The organism is Thalassotalea nanhaiensis (assembly GCF_031583575.1).
Lineage (GTDB): Bacteria > Pseudomonadota > Gammaproteobacteria > Enterobacterales > Alteromonadaceae > Thalassotalea_A > Thalassotalea_A nanhaiensis.
Window position 1 is genome coordinate 3120261 of record NZ_CP134146.1, and the last position, 18969, is coordinate 3139229.

The following is an 18969-nucleotide window of genomic DNA, read 5'->3' on the forward strand; positions in this document are numbered from 1 at the left end:
ATAAAAACCCGCTAAGTTAGCGGGTTTTTTATTGAGTTAATTTAACTCATGTTGGCCTTTCTATTTTTCAATAACCAGTAAACCCAATACCCCGCCAATGCAGACAATAAGTGCTTCATTGTATGACCACTTATAACGCCTGTTAATTCCAAAATAGGTTCATCATAAACCTCACTAAACTTAGCTAGTGCATAAAACAAAAAAATAAATATGCATGAGTATTGGTGACTATATTGCCATTTATACTTAATCAACATGATGGGCAACAAAACCAGAGGAAGGTATTGAGTTAACAGGTAAAAACGCATATCGCCATGCATAAAATGCTCGGAAATGCCCCAATATATAACACCAGAAACTCCTAACCCCACTAACGGTAGCAGAATTTTACGGGCTAACCTTACTGACACTAGTTCACCAACAAACGCCGTAAATAACGCCATAAAGCTTATCGCAATAGCCAATCGGTCAAACACTAACGTGAAGTTATTCGGTTCAATATGGTAATAACTAGAGCCGATAAACGTCAACATAAGGCCGATGAAAAACAATTGATAACTGGGTAAAACACTTATGTCGCAGTATTTTTCCGGTTTATTTAATAAAGCTGTAAGACCAATTAAACCAACAATAAAAAATGCGATGTTAGAAATTACATTTAGCGCGTTTGGAATAAAATACAGAGCTTGCTGATCGGCAAATTGATGATACTGCGGTTCTTGTGCCAATGGCGGTACAAGTAAAAGAAACATGACTAATGCCAAACTGCCAAAAATTAAATAGTTTTTGTTCATAATCGACCTTGTAAGTAGTGACTCATAAATAACATCTTGATTCACTTCTTAAGAGCAGGTTTTATGCCACCTAGCACCACCGTGTAAACGCCTGAATTTTATACATTAATTCCAATCAACAATAATAAATATTATACAAACATACAAAAATGTACATTTAAACTACACTTTTACCTGTTAGACAATTTTAGTACATGGTAGGGGCTATGCAAAATTTAACAGCTGTAGAGTATACGTTTTTTTCAAAATTCATTCGTGCGGTGTTATCAAACCCGTTTACCGATGAGCGAAAAATTTTAAGTGATCTGATTTCCAAAAATTACTTTCCAGAAAAAGATTCAAAAGTACACTTTTTCAAAAAACTGCAACCTTTGCTTAATGAGAACATCGATAAACTCGACAAACGTGGCTTTAAACAACTAAGTGATTTTAGCGGCATGGAGAGTAGACTGATTTATTTTTCATACATAGTTGCCATCTATTTAAACTTTGTCGATGACTTTGATGAGTTTATTAATCACCAATCAAATAATAAAAACGCCAGTCTGGCATTTCCCAAAGGGCAAGAGATATTAGTTCAATTAGAACAACGCGGTTTTTCAGCTAAAGAATCTTTACGCTTGCTTGAGCTTTATTACCAATTTCGACGAGCCTATTTATTTCTTAACAACGGCCTTGTCGGGCAAAGTCAGAGCATGGCCAAGCTGAGAGTTGAGTTATGGAATAACTTATTTACCTTTGATGTGCCAAATTACCATCAAAGCTTGTGGAATCAAATGGAAGATTTTTCACTATTTATATTAGGTGAAACAGGTACTGGTAAAGGTGCAGCAGCCAGAGCCATAGGTTTATCAGGACACATTTTATATGACAAAAACACAGGATGTTTCAGAGATAATTTTCAAGATATTTATGTTGAAGCGAATCTATCTCAGTATTCAGAAAATTTAATTGAATCAGAGTTGTTTGGTCATAAAAAAGGTGCATTTACTGGCGCCTTTGAGCAATACCAAGGCCTATTCAACCAATGTAAACTAAACGGTTCATTGTTTTTAGATGAAATTGGCGACATAAGTGAAAACATTCAAATAAAGTTATTAAAGGTGCTACAAGAAAGAGTTTTTACCCCAGTAGGAAGCCATAAATCAGAAGCGTTTCATGGCAGAATAATTGCTGCAGCAAACCAACCTTTACAGGAGCTTCGTCAAAATAACAAACTAAGAGACGATTTTTACTATCGCTTATGCTCAGACATTATTGAAATACCAACCCTTAGACAACGCCTGTCTGAATCTTCTGATGAATTGGTAATATTAACCAGAGAGCTGGTAAAACGCATTTGTCATCAAGAAGATGAAAACATTGTTTCATTGGTTATTGAGTCGCTAAACAAACACGTGAGTAAAGATTATCATTGGCCAGGTAACGTTCGTGAACTTGAACAAGCCATTCGGAGAATTATCCTCAGAGGTAGCTATCATGGCGATACTTTACGAATACAAGGCAATAATAGTGTAGATAATATTATGCAACTTATGGCGGATTCAAATATAGATGTTAAAGAGCTAACCATACGGTATTGCCAGAGTTTATACGAGCAGCTGAATACCTACGAAGCCGTTGCCTTAAAAACTAATTTAGACCGAAGAACGGTAAAAAAACATGTGACTGGTGAATAATGCACATCAGTATTAAATTTAACAATATCGACTATGAAATCGAATATTGTTAAATTTGATCATATGTTTTGATGTAAGACCTTACACAAGATTAACTTTTAATATTCTGCCATTGTTTCATTGCCTCTGGATTTCCGTTTTTTGCTTGAATATATAAATTCAGCATTTTTATTTCGTGGCATTGATACTGTGGAGCCGTGTCGGCAGGTACTTCAATTAATGTTATACCTTTATTTTCTCTAACCGATTGTTCGAAGACTTGAGTAAACTCAGCAATAGTTTCACAGTGAAACCCTTTACCGCCATAGGCACTTACGAGTTTAATAACATCAAAGTCTGGTGTTGAACAATGATATATGTCCCCTTCTCCACTTTTACCTAAATGATAAATATCGTTTCTCATGTAAATTATAATTAGGCTTGATTGATCTTTTTGCAGATGTATTAATTCGTTCAGCTGAAAATGAAAGCCGCCATCTCCGGTGATCAATACCGCGATGTCATCTGTTTCTTGTTTCTGTATTTCATTACAAATAGCTCGAGCGTAAGGCAAGCTAGTTCCCATAGCAGCATACCAGGGGTTTGTAATCCAACTTCTACCAATAGTTGCTTTCTTAGTGGTTAAGCCATAAGAAGCAAAGTATGAATTGCCAATTTCTGGAATGTAAACAAATGGTTTGCGAGTGTTTTTTTGAATGTTGTTAAGTACTGCAGAAAGGTTATGAAAATCAATTTTTGCTGAATCGTCAAACTCTTTTGCTTCTTTAGCAGGCAGTGTTATATCAAATTTATTAATACCTGATGTTAATAAGTTTGCAAAAATATTTATTATTTCTTGCTGGTTTTGTACCGTCCCTTTGATTGTGGTTTTATTTTCAAAAGAGTCAATTTGGTGTGTCCCGGTATTAAAGGCTGAGTTAGTATCTTGCGCATGAATACTGGTGTCGACTTCAATAATGTAATCTGCCTGTTGCTCAATATAATCTCGATTTTCAGGTAAGCTGAATACTCCGTTATATGTGCCAAGCGATAACGGATCATACTCGTCGAATAACCCTTTGGCTAACCAAGTTGTCGCGTAAGGAATATTATAGGTATGGCAAAATTCCATTAATTGGCCGCGCAGCTGCTTATTAAGCTTTACATTTTCACCTATAAACACTAAAGGTTTTTTAGCTGCATGTAATTTTTTTACTATGTGGCTGGCAATCAAGGCTTCGCCCTGTAGCACAAAATTGTTTTTGTTAAGCTGATTTATATTTTTTGGTAATGCGATTGCTTGTGTTTTTTGGAATATTAAATCTCTTGGGATCTCAATGAACACAGGTTCTTTATTTAAATAAGCGTGGCTAACAAGTTGGAAAAAACGTTCTGCGGCCATATTGGGTTGCCCCAAGGAACGCGCTCCCTGTAACCGTTCAGCTTTCATCCCTAACGAACGAAACGATTCTAATGCACAATCGTAGTTTGCTCGCCAGGTGGAAGATGATGCAACAGTGTGGTGGATGGTGTGATTTGAGATTTCATTTTCGCCCGGCGCACCGGATATAAATATTACTGGTAATTTTTCTGTGATCGCCAAAGCTGCAGCACTGGTACAAGGCAAGCTTCCAACTGTGTAAGTGGTAAGCGCCACACCAATACCCTTAATTTCAGCATGCCCGCAAGCGTTGAAGCCGGCATGCATCTCGTTGCTTGAAGGCGAAAGGGTTATGTTAGAGCTTAAAGCGGAAATAAGGTTTGCGGCAAAATCCCCTCCTACACCATACAATTGATCACAGCCGAAAAACTGCAACACATTAACAAGTGCATCCCCCAATTGTGGTAACGTTTTACTGTAATCCCCACCAAAATTATTTTGGTAATGTACGTTTATATCTGTCATTAATCCCCCTAAAGACCGATCTTTTTTTGTTATTATTTTGATCGAAAAATGTTAAGTGTGGAGGTATTTTCGTCGATAATATTTTTGTAAGGTTGCGCTGTATCAATAATTCAGGTGATAGAGTTTAGACTGTGCTGTATTCACTTAATTATTTGGAAAGAATATTTTACATCCATATCCTGCTCAATTCATTTCTGGATATAAAAAAGCCCCCTAATTGCTAAATGAGGGGGCTGATAACTACATGAAGTAATTAGTCACTAATTAAAATTGAAGCCTTGGTTTGTGTACCAGACGGCGCTGTAATTGTAACCGTCAATGGTCCGGTATCAGCTACTTCCTCGGCATCGTCTGATTTTTTAATCACAACGCTACACGATTCAAAGCCAAGGCTCGAAGAGTTCAATACGGTACAACTGCTAGGACCAACGATTACGCCATTACTTGCAGAGAAGTTGACCGTAGTGCCTGCTGGCATTCGACCGTTATGCAGATCAGTAAAATTAGCAATCACAGTGGCAGGACCATTGGCAATATCTACCGTTTGAAAATAACTATTGATGTCTTTATTATTTAAACCACTTTCGATTAAACCAATTACGGCGTACGAACCTGATTGCAATATAGTAATGTTTTGCCAAATAGGAATTAACTGTTTGGTACAACCTTGCCCTTCAACTGGACATAAAACAGTATTAACCATTTGGTTACCCTGCCAGTCATAACGACCATTAGAATTAAAATCTACATACTCTTCATTATCGCCACCATTTTGATGACAAACAAAGCCAGTATCTGCGTGGCAAGCATCGATTTGCTCTTGCGCACCAACTTCTAATGTCCCATCACTGTATCGACCGCCATAGAAACCATCTTCATTATCATCTCTAAAACCTTCGGCAGGTAAATCCTGAAACGCTTCATTTTCGTCATACAGACCATTGCCATTACTATCAGAGAAGCTTTCTTCACCAATTAAATGAGCAAAAATAGTTATTCTATTGCCATAAACAGAGCCAAGTCCGCCCCACATTGATGGCATATCTACTGTTGCTAGCTGACCGTTATCGTATGGGCATGGCACAATGTCGTTCGTTGAATTTAAGTTTGTATTTACACCATTTTGATCTAAACAATCCATACCATCTCCCAGCCAGCGGCTAAAAGTATTAGGCTCTCTGAAATCAGGAATTGGTGTTCTAGGATTAGAGCTTGTCCAAGTAACGACACAACGGCCATTAGTGGTTTTACACGCTGGCTCAATTTGACCAAACTCAGTAGTAAATGCAATAGCTGTACCATCTGGAACCGGGTTATTAAAATGATCAGCTACATGTGCAGTGACCTGCACTTGCACACCATCAATTAACCATGTTTCCGGATTTAAATTAGAAACAGCCAGACTAAAGCTATTAGAATCTGCAACACCTGATGAGATGACCAGCAGATCTGAAACGGTAGACAAATCTGGATTAGACACTAAGGTAGCAATAACTCTTATTGTTGACGCAACATGCCCAGATTGGACAATAACGTCAACAAAGCCATCGGCGTTGGTTTGTGCACTTGTATAATTTAAAGAAATATTACCTACTTGCGATGACAATTCAAACATCACTTCTTCATAAGCAGCCGGATTCCCCGTTACATCAAGCACTTGAAAAGTTAATACAGAGGTTTCACTGCGAGTAACTCCACCGCCACTACCTCCGGTTCCCTGTAAAGCGATAAATTCATTTGATGCTCCGATAAAATTGATACTGCCAGCAGTAGCGTCTTGCACATCAATGACTACACTGGAGCTAAGCAGTTGACTACCGACCTTGGCGTTTACTTCTATAGTATCGGCTTGTCCACAGGCAATATCTTTATAAGTAGATTGCGCGGTCCCGTTCACACTGACAACAACGGATTCAATTGTTGCTAAACCTGCTGCTACACATACAGAAGAAAAATTCACCACTACCGGTTCATTATAGGATGTCGCATTATCGTCATCGTTGATAGTTACACTAACAGTTGATGTTCCTGTTGCACTTATCGATGCTGGTGAAGCAACTGCCTCAGACATAGAGACGTTAGTAGTTTCAGCGCTAACTGAAAAGTTCATACTCGCCGACAAGCCGCCACCAGAAGCAATTATCGTATCAGCCCCTGCTTGATTCCCTGCACTGAGAATAATAGACGCAACGCCATTTTCATCAGTTAACACAGTCCCAATAGCAGGGTCTAGTACACCAAGGTTATATTGCATGGAAAACGCTATTAATACGCCAGCTTGCGGCTGTTCATCAATAAGCATGGTTGCACTTACAACAACAGGGCTGCCTGTAACAACATTTAAGGTTTCAACACCCAAACTATCAGCCATTGTAACGTTGAAACTAATTACCTCTTCAACAGTTGTTGTGACAGTATCATCAGAGGAGGTATCGGTTGAAGTATCGGTTGAGTTATCTGTGCCATTAAGATGGGCGGCTATATTTTCCGGACTTGGTTCATCACCTTCACAACCAACCAACAGAAACAAGATCACAAATAAAGAAGTTAACACTTTGATGGTGTAGTTCATTAAATTATTCCTTAATATCATTCTGTAAGCTACAGCCCTTTGCTACAGATATTTTTTTTGTAGTCTTTTAGCTTAGTTGAATTAAAGGTTAACTTTCTAAAATCAATTAAAAACGCAATCTGATGACATAATATGCAATATTATGAAGTAATTAAGTAAGGAGGGTGACTGATTAAACAGAAGTGCTAATGGCAGTTGTTAACAATAACAATTGCCATATTTATACTCTCAGTGTGTATAAATTAATTAACTTGTTCAATTTCGAAAACAATGCTTTTTAATAGCCGTTCTATTTGTTCAGTATTGTTTGCGACTATCTCAGACTCCAGTTCAACCGCAACATCAGATATTTTTTGAAAACCAAACATAGCAGCGGCACCGGCAAGCCTATGAACTAGATGTAAAAACTGCTTAACATCATTATCTTGATGATATTTAATGAGTGATATTCTATCTTTGTCTAAATCTGTTTTAAACGCTGACACCAAGTCAGAAATATCAACATCTTTAAACGTATTTTCAACTTCATCAGTATTTATATCGCTATTATAATAATGACTGACGGTATTGATAAACACATCTCGTTCTATCGGCTTTTTAAGGTGGCCATCAAAGCCTTGTTGCAAATACTCACTAACTTCGTGGGCCATAGCATTAGCCGTTAAAGCAATAATAGGTACTTCACAACCATGCTGGCGCAGTTTAATCAGCGCTTCTAAGCCATCCATTTCTGGCATTTGAATATCTAATAGTATGAGTTCTGGCTGATGGATAAAATTTTGCTCGATAGCTTGAAGACCATTTTCTGCAGTAATAACCTCTAGGCCAAGATGTGATAACAAACGTGTTATTAATCTTCGATTATCAGCATGATCTTCCGCTAATAGAATTTTACCTTTAAGTTTAATATTTTTACTTGTTGAAATAGGTTGTTTTACTTGTCTAACTGTAGCCAAATCAGCTGGCGAATATGGCAAAGTAAAGGTAAAGGTACTGCCTTTTTTGTATACACTCTGTACGCTAATTTCACCTTTCATCATTGATGCTAATTGCCCTGACAAAAATAACCCCAACCCAGTACCACCAAAGCGACGATTAATACTGCTATCGGCTTGCACAAAACTATCAAATACAGTGCTTATCTGTTTATTATTCATGCCTATACCTGTATCAGACACTGTAAAGACCAGACTATTATTTGCCAAACTAACATCAACTAGAACTTTACCTTGTTGAGTAAATTTTATGGCATTAGAACAAAGATTTATAAGGATTTGATTTAATCGTAAATAATCTACGTTTACAGCACATGGCACTGGTATGTTATTGGTTACGGTAAACTCTAGATGTTTCCTTGAAGCTTGTTCAGTAAACATATTAGATAAACCATTACAAAGATCACTAATATCATGTGCACTTATATCTAGTTCTAATTTCTCAGCTTCAATTTTACTGATATCTAAAATGTCATTTACAATTTGTAATAGGTGCTGGCTATTGGAGTGAATAACCTTTATTTCCTGACTTAAATCAATCGCTTCAACTTCTCCGTTAATAATCGCTTCAGATTGTCCGATCACTGCACTTAAAGGGGTACGAATTTCATGGCTCATATTAGCCAAAAACTGACTTTTAATTTTATTCGCTTGTTCAAGCTTTTTAGAAGTTTGTTCAAGTTCATAGGTGCGTTCTTTAACTTGACTGGCTAATAGCTTTTTAGTGCTAAGTTCTTTTTTACGACGATAAAAGAAGAACACTGCACCTAACATTAAAACAAAAGCAACAATGATAAAGTTACGAGTTAATTTGTCTTGCGAATTTTGTAAAAGTTGCAATTGTTTGGCTTGTTGTAACTGTTTAACTTGTTGAGCTAATTGCTTGGACTCGAATACCGCCAACTCTTCATTAAGTGCTTCATTAGCGTCTTTATCTTTTTCACGCTGGTATTGTTGATAAATGTTTACCGCTTCTTGTGGGTTGTTTTTAGCCGCATGAAGTAAGGCGTAAAGTGCTAAATTACCATTCATCAAAGCCTTATGCTGAGAAGAAACCGCAATATAATTGGATAAATCATTAAACGTTAATGACTTTTGGTAATCACCTTTATAAAAATGTCCCCTTGCTAATTCATAATAACAATTACCTAAAGCCGTTTGATGATTGAATTGTTCGCTTAATTTCACGCAAGAAGTCGCAAGCTTAATAGCTTCATCTACTCTGCCCATTTGATTGTAAAGATCTGAGAGATTATTATGCTGTGAAGCAATATGATAGCCTTCATTATTGTTTTCATAATACGCAAGAGCTTTTAAAGTGTTTTGCTCTGCCAATTCAAATTGCTCGGCACTTTTATACGCGACCCCTAAATCACTATAGGCCAATGCTAACCCTGCTTTGTCATCAATTTCGGTCCGATCATTTATAATTTGCGGTAATATTTCTATCGCTTTATCAAAGCGCTTCAACGTTATATATAAACCTGAAATATTAAAACGAATATCGATTTTGTCTAACCTACTGCCATGTTCTTGATATATCGCTTGTGCCAATCGATACGAGTTTAATGCACCGCGGGTATCACCGGTGTTATTTTGTACTAATCCAATGTTATTGTATAAATGTGCCTGCTTGATCAACTCATCAGTGGTTAAATAGAAATCTAATGACTCTTTATAGGCTGCAAGGGCTTTGGGGAAGTCACCTTTGTAATAATTAAATACACCGATAAGTTTTTCTGCATCAGCATTCGCGTACGGAAGTTTATTTTCTATAGAAGTATTTTTTGCAAGGCTAATGGTAGAAATAGCACTATTTAAATCACCCAATGAAAAATGATTTAACGCGATTTCTGTTAACAGGCTTATCGACTGCTCTGGTGTTGGTGATAATTGTTGAAGAGCGTTCTCTAATCTTAGGTTTGCCGCAGCTTTATCTTCGATGCTTTTTACACTTTCAATGAACACTTCAAAGTTGTCAATTTCTGCCCGTGCAGATGCAGTGACAACGGAAGAAATTAACATAAAAACAGCGACTAAAATCGACATTCGATTCATACACGACCCAAAATTATAATTGATTATTCGTTATTATTTTCAGCACTATAATGCGGTAATGGACTGTTATAACATTTAATCAAGTTTAAAAAAACTACAGATGAAAATAAATAGTTACGGGCATGTAAATTACTTTGGTCATCATGTTAAGCTAACGCGGAAATTAACATTGGAAAGTTAATAACTAAAAAAGGTAAAACATGAACGAAATTAAAAAAATTAATGTCCCGGTAAAGAGTCTCGCAGGCGCGCTTGTGGTAGCCATAGGCCTTTTTGGCTCGATATACACAGTTAATGAAGGCCACATTGGCATAGTAAAGCGTTTTAGTGAAGCAAAAGAGCAAGTAAATCCTGGTTTACACTTTAAAGTGCCATTCATCGATACCGTTGAAGAAATCGAAGTCAGAACACGTAAAAATGAAGAGAAAATGGCGTCAAGTACTAAAGAGCAGATGCCAGTAACCGTAATCGTTTCAGTAAACTGGACCGTAGATAAGTCAGCTGCACTAGATTTATTTCGTCAATATGGTGGTTTAACGCAATTTGAGTCAAGAATTCTTGATCCTAGATTTAGATCAGCAACAAAAGATGTAATTCCTAAGTACGACGCCGAACAACTAATACAAGATAGAGCCAGTGCTATACAGGCAATAGAAGCAAACTTTATTGAAGAGATGAAAGACTTTCCTGTAAGTGTTGATAATATTCAAATTGAAAATATTCAACTTCCTGCAAAGTACTTAACGTCAATTGAAACTAAGCAAACTGAGAAAAACTTAGCGGCAGCTGAAGAACACAAATTAGCCCGTCAAAACCTGGAAGCTCAGCGTGCAGTAAATACAGCGAAAGCTCAAGCTGACGGTATTGAACTTGTTGCTATTGCTGAAGCAAAGGCGATTAAACTAAAAGGTTTAGCTGAAGCTGAAGCCATAACAGCAAAAGCTAAAGCGCTTGGTAATAACCCATTAATTGTTAAATTAACCGAAGCGCAAAACTGGGACGGCAAGCTACCAGCAACAATGCTTGGTGGCGATAACCTGCCTATTTTAGATCTGCGTAACAAATAATATTTAGCGCTAATATTCTACGAACATTAAGATATTAGCGCTTTTTCCTACCCAACTTCCCCACGATATAAAATTCATTCTTTTAAATAACCAATACTCTACTGATTCTGAGCGTCTAAATATTCGCATTATTTAACCGAAAACAAGCTGGTTAGTTACCTTCAAACTAAGGGTTCGGTGTGCCGGGATCATTTTTTATCGATGCTAAGTGCTCTTCAATAACTTGCCATAAGGGTGTGTCTACCCAAGTGTCATCAAGATAGAACTTTTCAGGTTCTTCTTCCTTTGGATCTACCAACAAATTGTAGATTGATGGATAAGCCATGTTTTTAATCGCATAGCTACTTTCATCAATCTCCTTAAGGAGCATCTTCCAGTTTCGCCACTTCACGCCAAACAGTTCATTACCAATATAAATAACAATAGATTCTCGAGCAGATTTAGGCGACTTAGCCATAAAGAAATTAGATTGATCAACACCATCGAGTATCCTATCTTGTGGAATCTTACCACCTCCAAAGTTTGCCAATGTTGGAAACATATCTACCAGGTGAACGATGTCATTTGATACTTGTTTCGCCGGTATTTTTTCTGGATAACGGATCAAAAAAGGCACTCGTAAGGAGCCTTCATAAGGAGAAAACATAGTGCCACGCCAGGGCCCTGTGAATCCAAATGATCGCTTTATCCCTTCACGACCATTGTCTGAGGTAAAGATAAAGATAGTGTTTTCTTTAAGCCCTAGCTTATCAACGGTAGCAAGAAGCTCACCAACATAAGAGTCTGTTTGTGCCAAAACGTCAGCAAAACTGCCATTACCTGTTTTGCCTTTAAAGTCGGGGTGAGCGTCTACAGGTTCATGAGTTTGCGTATAAGGCAGATAGGCGAAAAATGGCTGTTTATTTTTAGCTTTGCGCTTAATAAAATCGATGGCGTGATCGGTTATTTCTCGGTCAATAGTGGCACGTTTGGCACGACCATACACTTCATGTTTTGTTGGTTTTTTGTTTTTTTGTGCCGTCATGATATGGGTAAATTTAACGCCTGCGTCTTTTTGAAAACTATCACTGTCTGGCCAAAAAGCTTGGTCCGAAGAGTTGGGAATGCCATACCACTCATCAAACCCTTGGTCGGTTGGGTAACGTCCCTCGGCGTCACCTAAATGCCATTTTCCGAACATGCCAGTCTCATAACCAGATTCAGACAACATCTCAGCTAAGGTGATTTCCCATTTCGTTAATCCATACCATATATCTCTCGGGGGACCTTCTAGGTTTTGTCGGGTGCGAATACCATAACGACCAGTCATTAATGATGAGCGAGAAGGTGTACATTCAGCTTCTACATTAAAATTAGTGAGTTGCAAACCTTCGGCGGCAATACTATCAATATTGGGTGTTGGTGCACCACGCAACACTCCACCACCATACACACCAATTTCGCCATAACCAAAGTTATCCATAAGCACCAGAACAATATTTGGTTTATCTTCATTCTTTGCCTGTGCATGCGCCAATGGAATTGACTCTAATAGGACTAACGAAAATACTAAATAACTTACACCTAGGATGTACTTGTACATGGCCTACTCCTTTGTTGGCACATGACCCATTTGGCGAGTAATCGCTGTTGATCATTTTTAATATAGTTATAGTCAATAATTTATAGACAAGCCTCCCTTAACTGAATACCCAATAAGGGTAGAATATTTCTAAGTAAGCTATTAAATGTTGGCATTCTTTCACATTAAAACAAAAAGCAATTTGCTTAATATCCCCTGCATAATCTAAAATGTCTGCAATATAACTTATCATCAAAACAAAAAGGTTTTCACATGGCATTGCCAGACAAATTTATCTATTCGATGAACCGCGTTTCAAAAGTTGTTCCGCCTAAGCGTACGCGTTTAGTAATCGAAATATACTATAGATAAATTGAATAAAAAAGCCCTAATTAAAGGGCTTTAAAAAATTAGAATGTAGGTATCTTAAATCTGATCAACCATTATTGGAGCAGGTAATAGGTAATACTACCCTCAATTTTATAGTTCCAATAGAAAACCTTGTTATGCGTTACTTCTCTCGAATATTGGCCTTTGGTAACTTTAAAATTGCCTCGCCAGCACCTTTATATAGGGGGTGTCCCAAAAGGTTCTCTGTTTCACAGTGAGTTGGTTGTGGATATTGAAAGTAGTGTAAATTCTTTGCGGCAACGAAAAATAGTCTGCGCCTTTTTTGAGGGACACCATAGTCTGCCGCCATCAACTCCCTATGTGTCACATCGTACCCTATATCTTGAAACGACTTATATATTTCCTCAATCATATTAGCGCTCTTAACTTGCGCCAAGCCATAGACGTTCTCCATAACGACAATTTCTGGCTTCAAAGCATCAACATGTCTTATGTAATCTCTATATAGGACACCAAGAGGATCTTTAGTAGCCTTCTGTTTTCCTGCTACACTAAACGGCTGGCAAGGAGGTCCTCCAATTACAATGTCAGGATTTTGGCCTAGCACTTCTTTTACTATAGAAGGTTCAAGTTGAGTAATATCTTCTCTGTGAAAATTCCATTCTGGTCGATTGTGACTAACGGTAGCTTCAGCCCATTTTTCAATGTCGGTCGAAAAGCGTGTTTCAAACTGAATTAGTTTGTCAGACGCCTGTTCAAAGCCTAAATCTAGCCCACCTGCTCCAGTAAAATAAGATGCAACCTTCAACTCACCGCCCTTGTTAAGTCGTTCGAAATATTTAGCCACCTCTCTAGCTAATTCTTTTGCAAGTCCCACAGGTACCGCATTACCTATTTGTTTTTGGACTTGGCCTAAAGTTCCTTTGAACTCATAATCAAGTGGAAAGTCCTGTAAAACAGCGGCCTCTCTTGGAGTTATATATCTATCTTCTTTAGGGTGTACAAACTTGTTAAAAATGTATGCTGTCACAGTTAGAGAAGGTTTACCTTTTTCCAACCTCAACAAACGCATATTCGGACCACCTGTTTTTTTATCCCCCTTACGAATAAAGCTTTCATGTTGAAGGTGCTCTGGTAAATCCCCCATTTTACCTCCGGGAGGGAGGTGTTTCATTCTCTCAAGGACTATACCTGTATACTCTCTAGTCTCATGGTTTGGTATTTTCATAGATTAATATCGCGTAAAATAGGTTCTTCAAGTGTGATTATAAAGTCGAATGCCCTGCGGAGCCTATTAGAAAGTATGCCTTTTTGACCATTTAGCTCACTTATATCTTCATCAAGCCCCCAAAGCATATCGACAAATGGGTCTACATATTCCTGCCCGTGACGATAAGCTGGGAGGTTGGATATTATAGCCGTTTTTATGCTAGGTTCATCTTTTAAATTAGTGCCTATTTTCAAAGACTGATATATCCCTTTTTTGATGTCATCGGTGCGATCCATTCCAGCGCTAGTCTTGCTATCACTAATAGATTCTTTTTTAGGCCATCCATCTCGATCTTTTGCAATTTTAGGAGGACTTCCACTAGCGTTTGCAAGGTAGTACATTTTGTTTTGTCGGTCTTTTTTAGAATAAGCATCTCTGGCAGATAACCACTCGTTGATGCATTTTTGAATTATCGGCATATTAACTTCTTCAATAAGGAAGTCTACTAATGGCTTGAATGGCCATAAGTCATCACCGACTTTTCCAAGATTAACGGGACCTATACTGTGAAGAAAAATAGCGGAATCGCACGCTCTAAGTTGTGAATTTGTTATAATTAATTTTTCATGCTCTCCTTTTAAACAACTATTAGGCGCTTTAAATAGAAAAGGGTAAGTTAGCAATGGAGCTGATTTTACTTCTGCTAGTATAACCATTCCATTTTTATGCTTTAGTACAGCGTCGGCAGCTTCTGTTCCACCGACAGCAATAACTTCATTTAGCTGTGGATAAAGTTTTTCAATGAACCTTAATATTACTTCACTACTAAGTTTACCTAATGCTCCTGATTGAGGTTTTACCGCTTTTTGATAAGACCATGTTTCGTTGTTGGTATAACAAGGTGAGCAAAGATTTATAAACCCTAAGTGGGCATTATACTTATCTTCTATATTGTCACATTGTTCAATTGATTTTTCTATCCCTGCTGTAGCATCTATATAAGCAGACGACATAACCAAATCAAAACAAAATGCTTGTATATGGGAATCTTTATCTACAAGCCAACTGAGTAGACGATCTACTTCAGTTCTCCACGGGTAATCAACCAGCGGTTCTCTGCCAGCAATATTGTTAATTTCGAATGTCATTTATTTCTCGATGTATAAAATTGATTTGTCGAACAGCTATTTAAAATGAAAAATGTGCGAAAGGAGGGGTGTCCCACCTTAAACAAAGTTTATTTTATCAATTAAAAACCTAAGTGAATTACTATAGTCAGCTCAAAATAGAAGCTAATATTTTTTCATACCCATTACTTTAATGACTATCCAAAAAATGTAAACCCTCACTAGAAAAAACAATTCTTATCATGGTTTTATTCAAAATAAATTTAAGTAAGTAAAAAGTTAATAACATCAGCGTTTTGTATCAATATTACAGTTCTCACGCCCTAATAGAGAGGAAGGGGTTTTAGATAAATCGAATTAGAAGTAATACAAGCTAATTTCGACTTAAAAAGTTTCTATTTACCTAAATCGATACAAATCCCAATCCAAAGCACTTTTAAACCAATTCCACATCCAAAATAGGACTAAAACATGGCAAAAGGTAATAACCGAGTAAAGCTAGGTATCAGTAGAAATCTGATCGCTAAAATTTCTGCTCGTTTCCCTGAAGTAACAGCAACACAGGCTCTAGAATTTTTCATTCTATCGCATTTAGACAGAAATCCAGATAAGAGTGCCCCTGTGCACCAAGGAATAAACAATGAGCAAAGACAAACTACAAAATATAAGGGTTAGATATAACCTTACAAACTACACACAAATTGACATGCAATATCTAGAAGTTGGTTCAAGGTCGTATATAGAATTTAATGGCTATTCATCGGCTGTAATCAAAAACCCGAAGAGACGACCAGATCTTCGCTCTAAATTAAAGTCTGAACCATTAAGACAATACATCAGATTAAGAAGTGATGTATGGTTTAGAAATATTGAATTAAAAGATATTGCCATCAACCAATTTAAAAACTCAAGAAGAAACGCTGATCCACCGATTAAAAATAGTTGGTGCGTTACATTCATTGATAAGTTAACAAGGAGCAGGTATATCTTTGCCTATATTAATGGTAAAAAATATATTGATATTCACAAATCCTAAGCGGGGGTTTATAGCGAGGGTTTCGATGCTTAACAATAAATCCTAAGCGGGGTGTTCGCTCTATAACCCACGACTTATAGAGGGATAGCGTCTAAGCGGGGGGTTCCCAATATATAGTCCCCGATTATCCCCCTTAATTAATAATTCTAACTAACATCTTTCAGAGTTAAATCTAAAAATAAACCACGGAGCGAAGCGACCCGAACGGCAGAGCCGTGAGGAGCTAAACGAACGATAAGATTCTTAAGCTCTCGACCTTCGGTCTCGGTTCCGCGACTTCGTCGCTACACGTATTATTTAGAGGTTTTTTAATACTGAATATTAGGTAATAACTTAGCTTGTAAATGTTCAGCTTATGCGAGCGCAGCGAGGCAGGATTATGGATGGCTTACCGAGAAAGATCTTAGCTAATACCTTAAAACACCTATAAATCCTATTATCTCCTTCGATATTAAACGATCTTAATTATCCAGTACGAATACCAACGATATAGTTTTCCGTCCGAATTTAGGCTTTAAAAGCGGTTAAATACTTACTAATTTAGTTTTCAGTTATCACGCCCTAATAGAGAGGAAAGAACTAACTTTAAAGGAACATTAATAAAATGAATGATTTATCAATGTCTTTTAAATCAGCACTATATTTTGATGCTTTAATCAGATCTGAAATAAATGCTAATTTTCAAGACGTTAAATACCCCGAAAGCTTTAAAATTGAAGAGCTTTCAAATACCGAAGTATTAATCCATATAGATGGTCAAAGTCTTATAGGCAATTTATCGCTTCCGATCAAGACTGATCAAAACGGCAGGAAATTGTTAAGTGGCATACTTCGTCATTTTAGAACTTTAGGTTTAACGCCAGCCGTGCAGGGGAAATTTAATAACTATCCTAAATCTTACTTTTTAGTCATTAACCGCACAGGTAACGATGGTAAGCAAAATAAGTTAATTTTCACTTACATTAATTCTGAGCTTCATTTTTATAAGGAGGTAATAAATGCCTGATAAAGTAATTAACCGCAAACATAGCCCCGAAACTAAAGCCAAAATATCTGCTTCAATGACAGGCAAAAATAACCCTCGCTTTGGAGCTAAATTAACCGACAACCATAAAAAGGCTTTAACTAAAGGGCGAATTAAAGCTCAAGCCGAAGGTAAGATGGGTAGACCTATCGTTAATCCTAAAATTACGGTAAACGGTTATTCATTTCAGCTAACCAACAATGTTAAAACCGCTACTTTTAATGGCATAAAAGCGATCCTCGCTCATTCAAAATTAAACCCTAATGGTTACTTTAATAATGAATGGTTTGCTAGGAGAAATATCACCATAAAATTTTTAAACAAGTAAGGACTACATATGTCGAAACAATCCAACTACCGACGACAATTTTTCTTATTAAAACGTAAGGCTGAAAAGGAACAACCTAATGAATCAATCAACCCGTGAAAAATTAAGCCTAGCCCTTAAAGGGCGTAAACTAAGTAAATCCCATGTTCGTAATATGCGTAAAGCTTTAACTGGGCGAAAAATGACTGACGAAACTAAAGCTAAAATGTCTGAGTCTGCCAAACAACGCCATGCTAGAGAAAAACTAATCGCTTAAATAAAAATATTATTCCGGTGATATTCTAAATATGGCTTATGCTCTTCTTTAATAAATCTAAGACTTAATTTATCGGTTATCTGCAACGCTTCAATTTCTTGAATAGATAATAACTTCGATATTTTAATCAAACCGTTATTATTAAAAGTAATTAACCCTCGGTCGAATAGCCGATCTAAATTAGGCGCTAATAATAAACCATTATATTTGTCGACCTTTTCAGTATTCGAAGAAACGCTCCAAGGCTTAATATGTGAAGCATTTAATAATTCTGTTCTCTTAAGAGCAGTAACAGAACAAGAGCCCCATAATTCGATTAAAGCATCCCTATATTTACCTTGACCTAATCGCGTTTCAATTTCGCGTACTTTAGTCACATCTAGGGGCGTAGCTATTATTTGTTCAATATCAGTTATTGAATCATTAACCCCAGTATAAGAACTAGCAAACTTAATATATTTATTAATTGCTGACTTAAAACTAGATATGTCATTGAGTAATTGGTATTTATCTCTTTTTTCTCGGTTAGCCTTCAATTCTTCAAGCTTAACCTCTGCAATATTTTTATCTAACGAAAAATCTATTAGCAGCCCTTGGGAAGAAACATACCTTAGCCAAGATATATAGTTATTCTTCGACTGATTGGAGTTAGGTCCTTGCTCACGCATAAATTGCCAGAATTCAGTTTCTTTATAAATTACGTCCATTTACTACCTAATACGGTTGTCGTTATGTCATTCAGTTTATCGCTAAGATAATACTTGAGGCTTTGTTGATAGGTTAGCAAACAAAATGATAAAGGTCATAAGTTATTGTCTTTCTGAGGTAGTCTGCTGCTACCCCTTATGGCTATGGTGTCTATTGAGTTTTATAAAATGTAATAAAGCCCTTCAATATACAGGGGGGCTGTCATAAAAAACCAGGCATTAACTGGCCTAACCCGCGCTTACTTAATTTTACACGTATTTTAACCAGCTAACGTCACTAATCACATTACGATTAAAAGCCATAAAAACCGCTAATTCT

At 37.0% G+C, this 18969-nt stretch carries 15 protein-coding genes; 7 read left to right on the forward strand and 8 right to left on the reverse strand.

What is annotated here, in order from left to right; all coding sequences use genetic code 11:
- Positions 1-41 precede the first annotated feature (41 nt).
- Entirely contained in the window at positions 42-794 is a 753-nt protein-coding gene (locus RI845_RS13450) for a hypothetical protein (RefSeq protein ID WP_348386677.1), read from the reverse strand.
- Between the two features lie 206 nt (positions 795-1000).
- Between RI845_RS13450 and RI845_RS13455 the strand changes: the two genes are divergently transcribed.
- Positions 1001-2473, forward strand: a complete 1473-nt coding sequence (locus tag RI845_RS13455; RefSeq protein ID WP_348386678.1) for a sigma-54-dependent transcriptional regulator — start codon at positions 1001-1003, stop codon at positions 2471-2473.
- Between the two features lie 91 nt (positions 2474-2564).
- On the opposite strand, the gene RI845_RS13460 is transcribed toward RI845_RS13455, so the two are convergent.
- From RI845_RS13460 to RI845_RS13470, 3 genes are all read right to left on the reverse strand, one after another.
- Positions 2565-4358 (reverse strand): thiamine pyrophosphate-dependent enzyme, encoded by a 1794-nt coding sequence (locus tag RI845_RS13460; RefSeq protein WP_348386679.1) that lies wholly within the window; start codon positions 4356-4358, stop codon positions 2565-2567.
- A 253-nt stretch (positions 4359-4611) separates the two neighbouring features.
- A complete protein-coding gene (locus RI845_RS13465; protein WP_348386680.1) occupies positions 4612-6930 on the reverse strand; it encodes a hypothetical protein in 2319 nt (772 codons plus the stop codon).
- A 242-nt stretch (positions 6931-7172) separates the two neighbouring features.
- On the reverse strand, positions 7173-9983 hold the full coding sequence (locus RI845_RS13470) for an ATP-binding protein (protein WP_348386681.1): 2811 nt from the start codon (positions 9981-9983) through the stop codon (positions 7173-7175).
- Between the two features lie 200 nt (positions 9984-10183).
- Here RI845_RS13470 and RI845_RS13475 point away from each other — a divergent pair, with 200 nt between their 5' ends.
- Positions 10184-11050 (forward strand): prohibitin family protein, encoded by an 867-nt coding sequence (locus tag RI845_RS13475; protein ID WP_348386682.1) that lies wholly within the window; start codon positions 10184-10186, stop codon positions 11048-11050.
- Positions 11051-11216: 166 nt separating this feature from the next.
- Here RI845_RS13475 and RI845_RS13480 read toward each other — a convergent pair whose 3' ends face one another.
- The 3 genes from RI845_RS13480 to RI845_RS13490 form a co-directional block, all read right to left on the reverse strand.
- Entirely contained in the window at positions 11217-12632 is a 1416-nt protein-coding gene (locus tag RI845_RS13480) for an arylsulfatase (RefSeq protein ID WP_348386683.1), read from the reverse strand.
- Between the two features lie 490 nt (positions 12633-13122).
- Positions 13123-14190, reverse strand: coding sequence for a DNA (cytosine-5-)-methyltransferase (gene dcm, locus RI845_RS13485; RefSeq protein WP_348386684.1), 1068 nt, complete (start codon positions 14188-14190; stop codon positions 13123-13125).
- Complete coding sequence (locus tag RI845_RS13490; protein WP_348386685.1) at positions 14187-15320, reverse strand: hypothetical protein; 1134 nt, start codon at positions 15318-15320, stop codon at positions 14187-14189. Before RI845_RS13490 ends, dcm begins: the two co-directional genes overlap by 4 nt.
- A gap of 450 nt (positions 15321-15770) precedes the next feature.
- Between RI845_RS13490 and RI845_RS13495 the strand changes: the two genes are divergently transcribed.
- From RI845_RS13495 to RI845_RS13515, 5 genes are all read left to right on the forward strand, one after another.
- Positions 15771-15974, forward strand: a complete 204-nt coding sequence (locus RI845_RS13495; protein WP_348386686.1) for a hypothetical protein — start codon at positions 15771-15773, stop codon at positions 15972-15974.
- On the forward strand, positions 15940-16335 hold the full coding sequence (locus tag RI845_RS13500) for a hypothetical protein (RefSeq protein ID WP_348386687.1): 396 nt from the start codon (positions 15940-15942) through the stop codon (positions 16333-16335). The genes RI845_RS13495 and RI845_RS13500 overlap by 35 nt, the downstream gene beginning before the upstream one ends.
- 604 nt (positions 16336-16939) lie before the next feature.
- Entirely contained in the window at positions 16940-17341 is a 402-nt protein-coding gene (locus RI845_RS13505) for a hypothetical protein (protein WP_348386688.1), read from the forward strand.
- Positions 17334-17687 carry an NUMOD3 domain-containing DNA-binding protein gene (locus RI845_RS13510; protein ID WP_348386689.1) on the forward strand — a complete coding sequence of 118 codons (354 nt, stop codon included), beginning with the start codon at positions 17334-17336 and terminating at the stop codon, positions 17685-17687. The genes RI845_RS13505 and RI845_RS13510 overlap by 8 nt, the downstream gene beginning before the upstream one ends.
- A 79-nt stretch (positions 17688-17766) precedes the next feature.
- Positions 17767-17943: an NUMOD3 domain-containing DNA-binding protein gene (locus tag RI845_RS13515; RefSeq protein ID WP_348386690.1), complete on the forward strand. Its 177-nt coding sequence runs from the start codon at positions 17767-17769 to the stop codon at positions 17941-17943.
- Here RI845_RS13515 and RI845_RS13520 read toward each other — a convergent pair.
- Positions 17940-18650 (reverse strand): HNH endonuclease, encoded by a 711-nt coding sequence (locus RI845_RS13520; protein WP_348386691.1) that lies wholly within the window; start codon positions 18648-18650, stop codon positions 17940-17942. The genes RI845_RS13515 and RI845_RS13520 overlap by 4 nt on opposite strands.
- Positions 18651-18969 lie beyond the last annotated feature (319 nt).

Excerpts from the sequence above, each read along its gene's own strand:
- RI845_RS13455 (WP_348386678.1), top strand. The coding sequence starts at position 1,001 with ATGCAAAATTTAACAGCTGTAGAGTATACGTTTTTTTCAAAATTCATT.
- RI845_RS13450 (WP_348386677.1), bottom strand. The coding sequence starts at position 794 with ATGAACAAAAACTATTTAATTTTTGGCAGTTTGGCATTAGTCATGTTT.
- RI845_RS13505 (WP_348386688.1), top strand. The coding sequence starts at position 16,940 with ATGAATGATTTATCAATGTCTTTTAAATCAGCACTATATTTTGATGCT.
- RI845_RS13520 (WP_348386691.1), bottom strand. The coding sequence starts at position 18,650 with ATGGACGTAATTTATAAAGAAACTGAATTCTGGCAATTTATGCGTGAG.
- RI845_RS13470 (WP_348386681.1), bottom strand. The coding sequence starts at position 9,983 with ATGAATCGAATGTCGATTTTAGTCGCTGTTTTTATGTTAATTTCTTCC.
- RI845_RS13495 (WP_348386686.1), top strand. The coding sequence starts at position 15,771 with ATGGCAAAAGGTAATAACCGAGTAAAGCTAGGTATCAGTAGAAATCTG.
- RI845_RS13515 (WP_348386690.1), top strand. The coding sequence starts at position 17,767 with ATGAATCAATCAACCCGTGAAAAATTAAGCCTAGCCCTTAAAGGGCGT.
- RI845_RS13510 (WP_348386689.1), top strand. The coding sequence starts at position 17,334 with ATGCCTGATAAAGTAATTAACCGCAAACATAGCCCCGAAACTAAAGCC.
- dcm (WP_348386684.1), bottom strand. The coding sequence starts at position 14,190 with ATGAAAATACCAAACCATGAGACTAGAGAGTATACAGGTATAGTCCTT.
- RI845_RS13475 (WP_348386682.1), top strand. The coding sequence starts at position 10,184 with ATGAACGAAATTAAAAAAATTAATGTCCCGGTAAAGAGTCTCGCAGGC.
- RI845_RS13480 (WP_348386683.1), bottom strand. The coding sequence starts at position 12,632 with ATGTACAAGTACATCCTAGGTGTAAGTTATTTAGTATTTTCGTTAGTC.
- RI845_RS13460 (WP_348386679.1), bottom strand. The coding sequence starts at position 4,358 with ATGACAGATATAAACGTACATTACCAAAATAATTTTGGTGGGGATTAC.
- RI845_RS13500 (WP_348386687.1), top strand. The coding sequence starts at position 15,940 with ATGAGCAAAGACAAACTACAAAATATAAGGGTTAGATATAACCTTACA.
- RI845_RS13465 (WP_348386680.1), bottom strand. The coding sequence starts at position 6,930 with ATGAACTACACCATCAAAGTGTTAACTTCTTTATTTGTGATCTTGTTT.
- RI845_RS13490 (WP_348386685.1), bottom strand. The coding sequence starts at position 15,320 with ATGACATTCGAAATTAACAATATTGCTGGCAGAGAACCGCTGGTTGAT.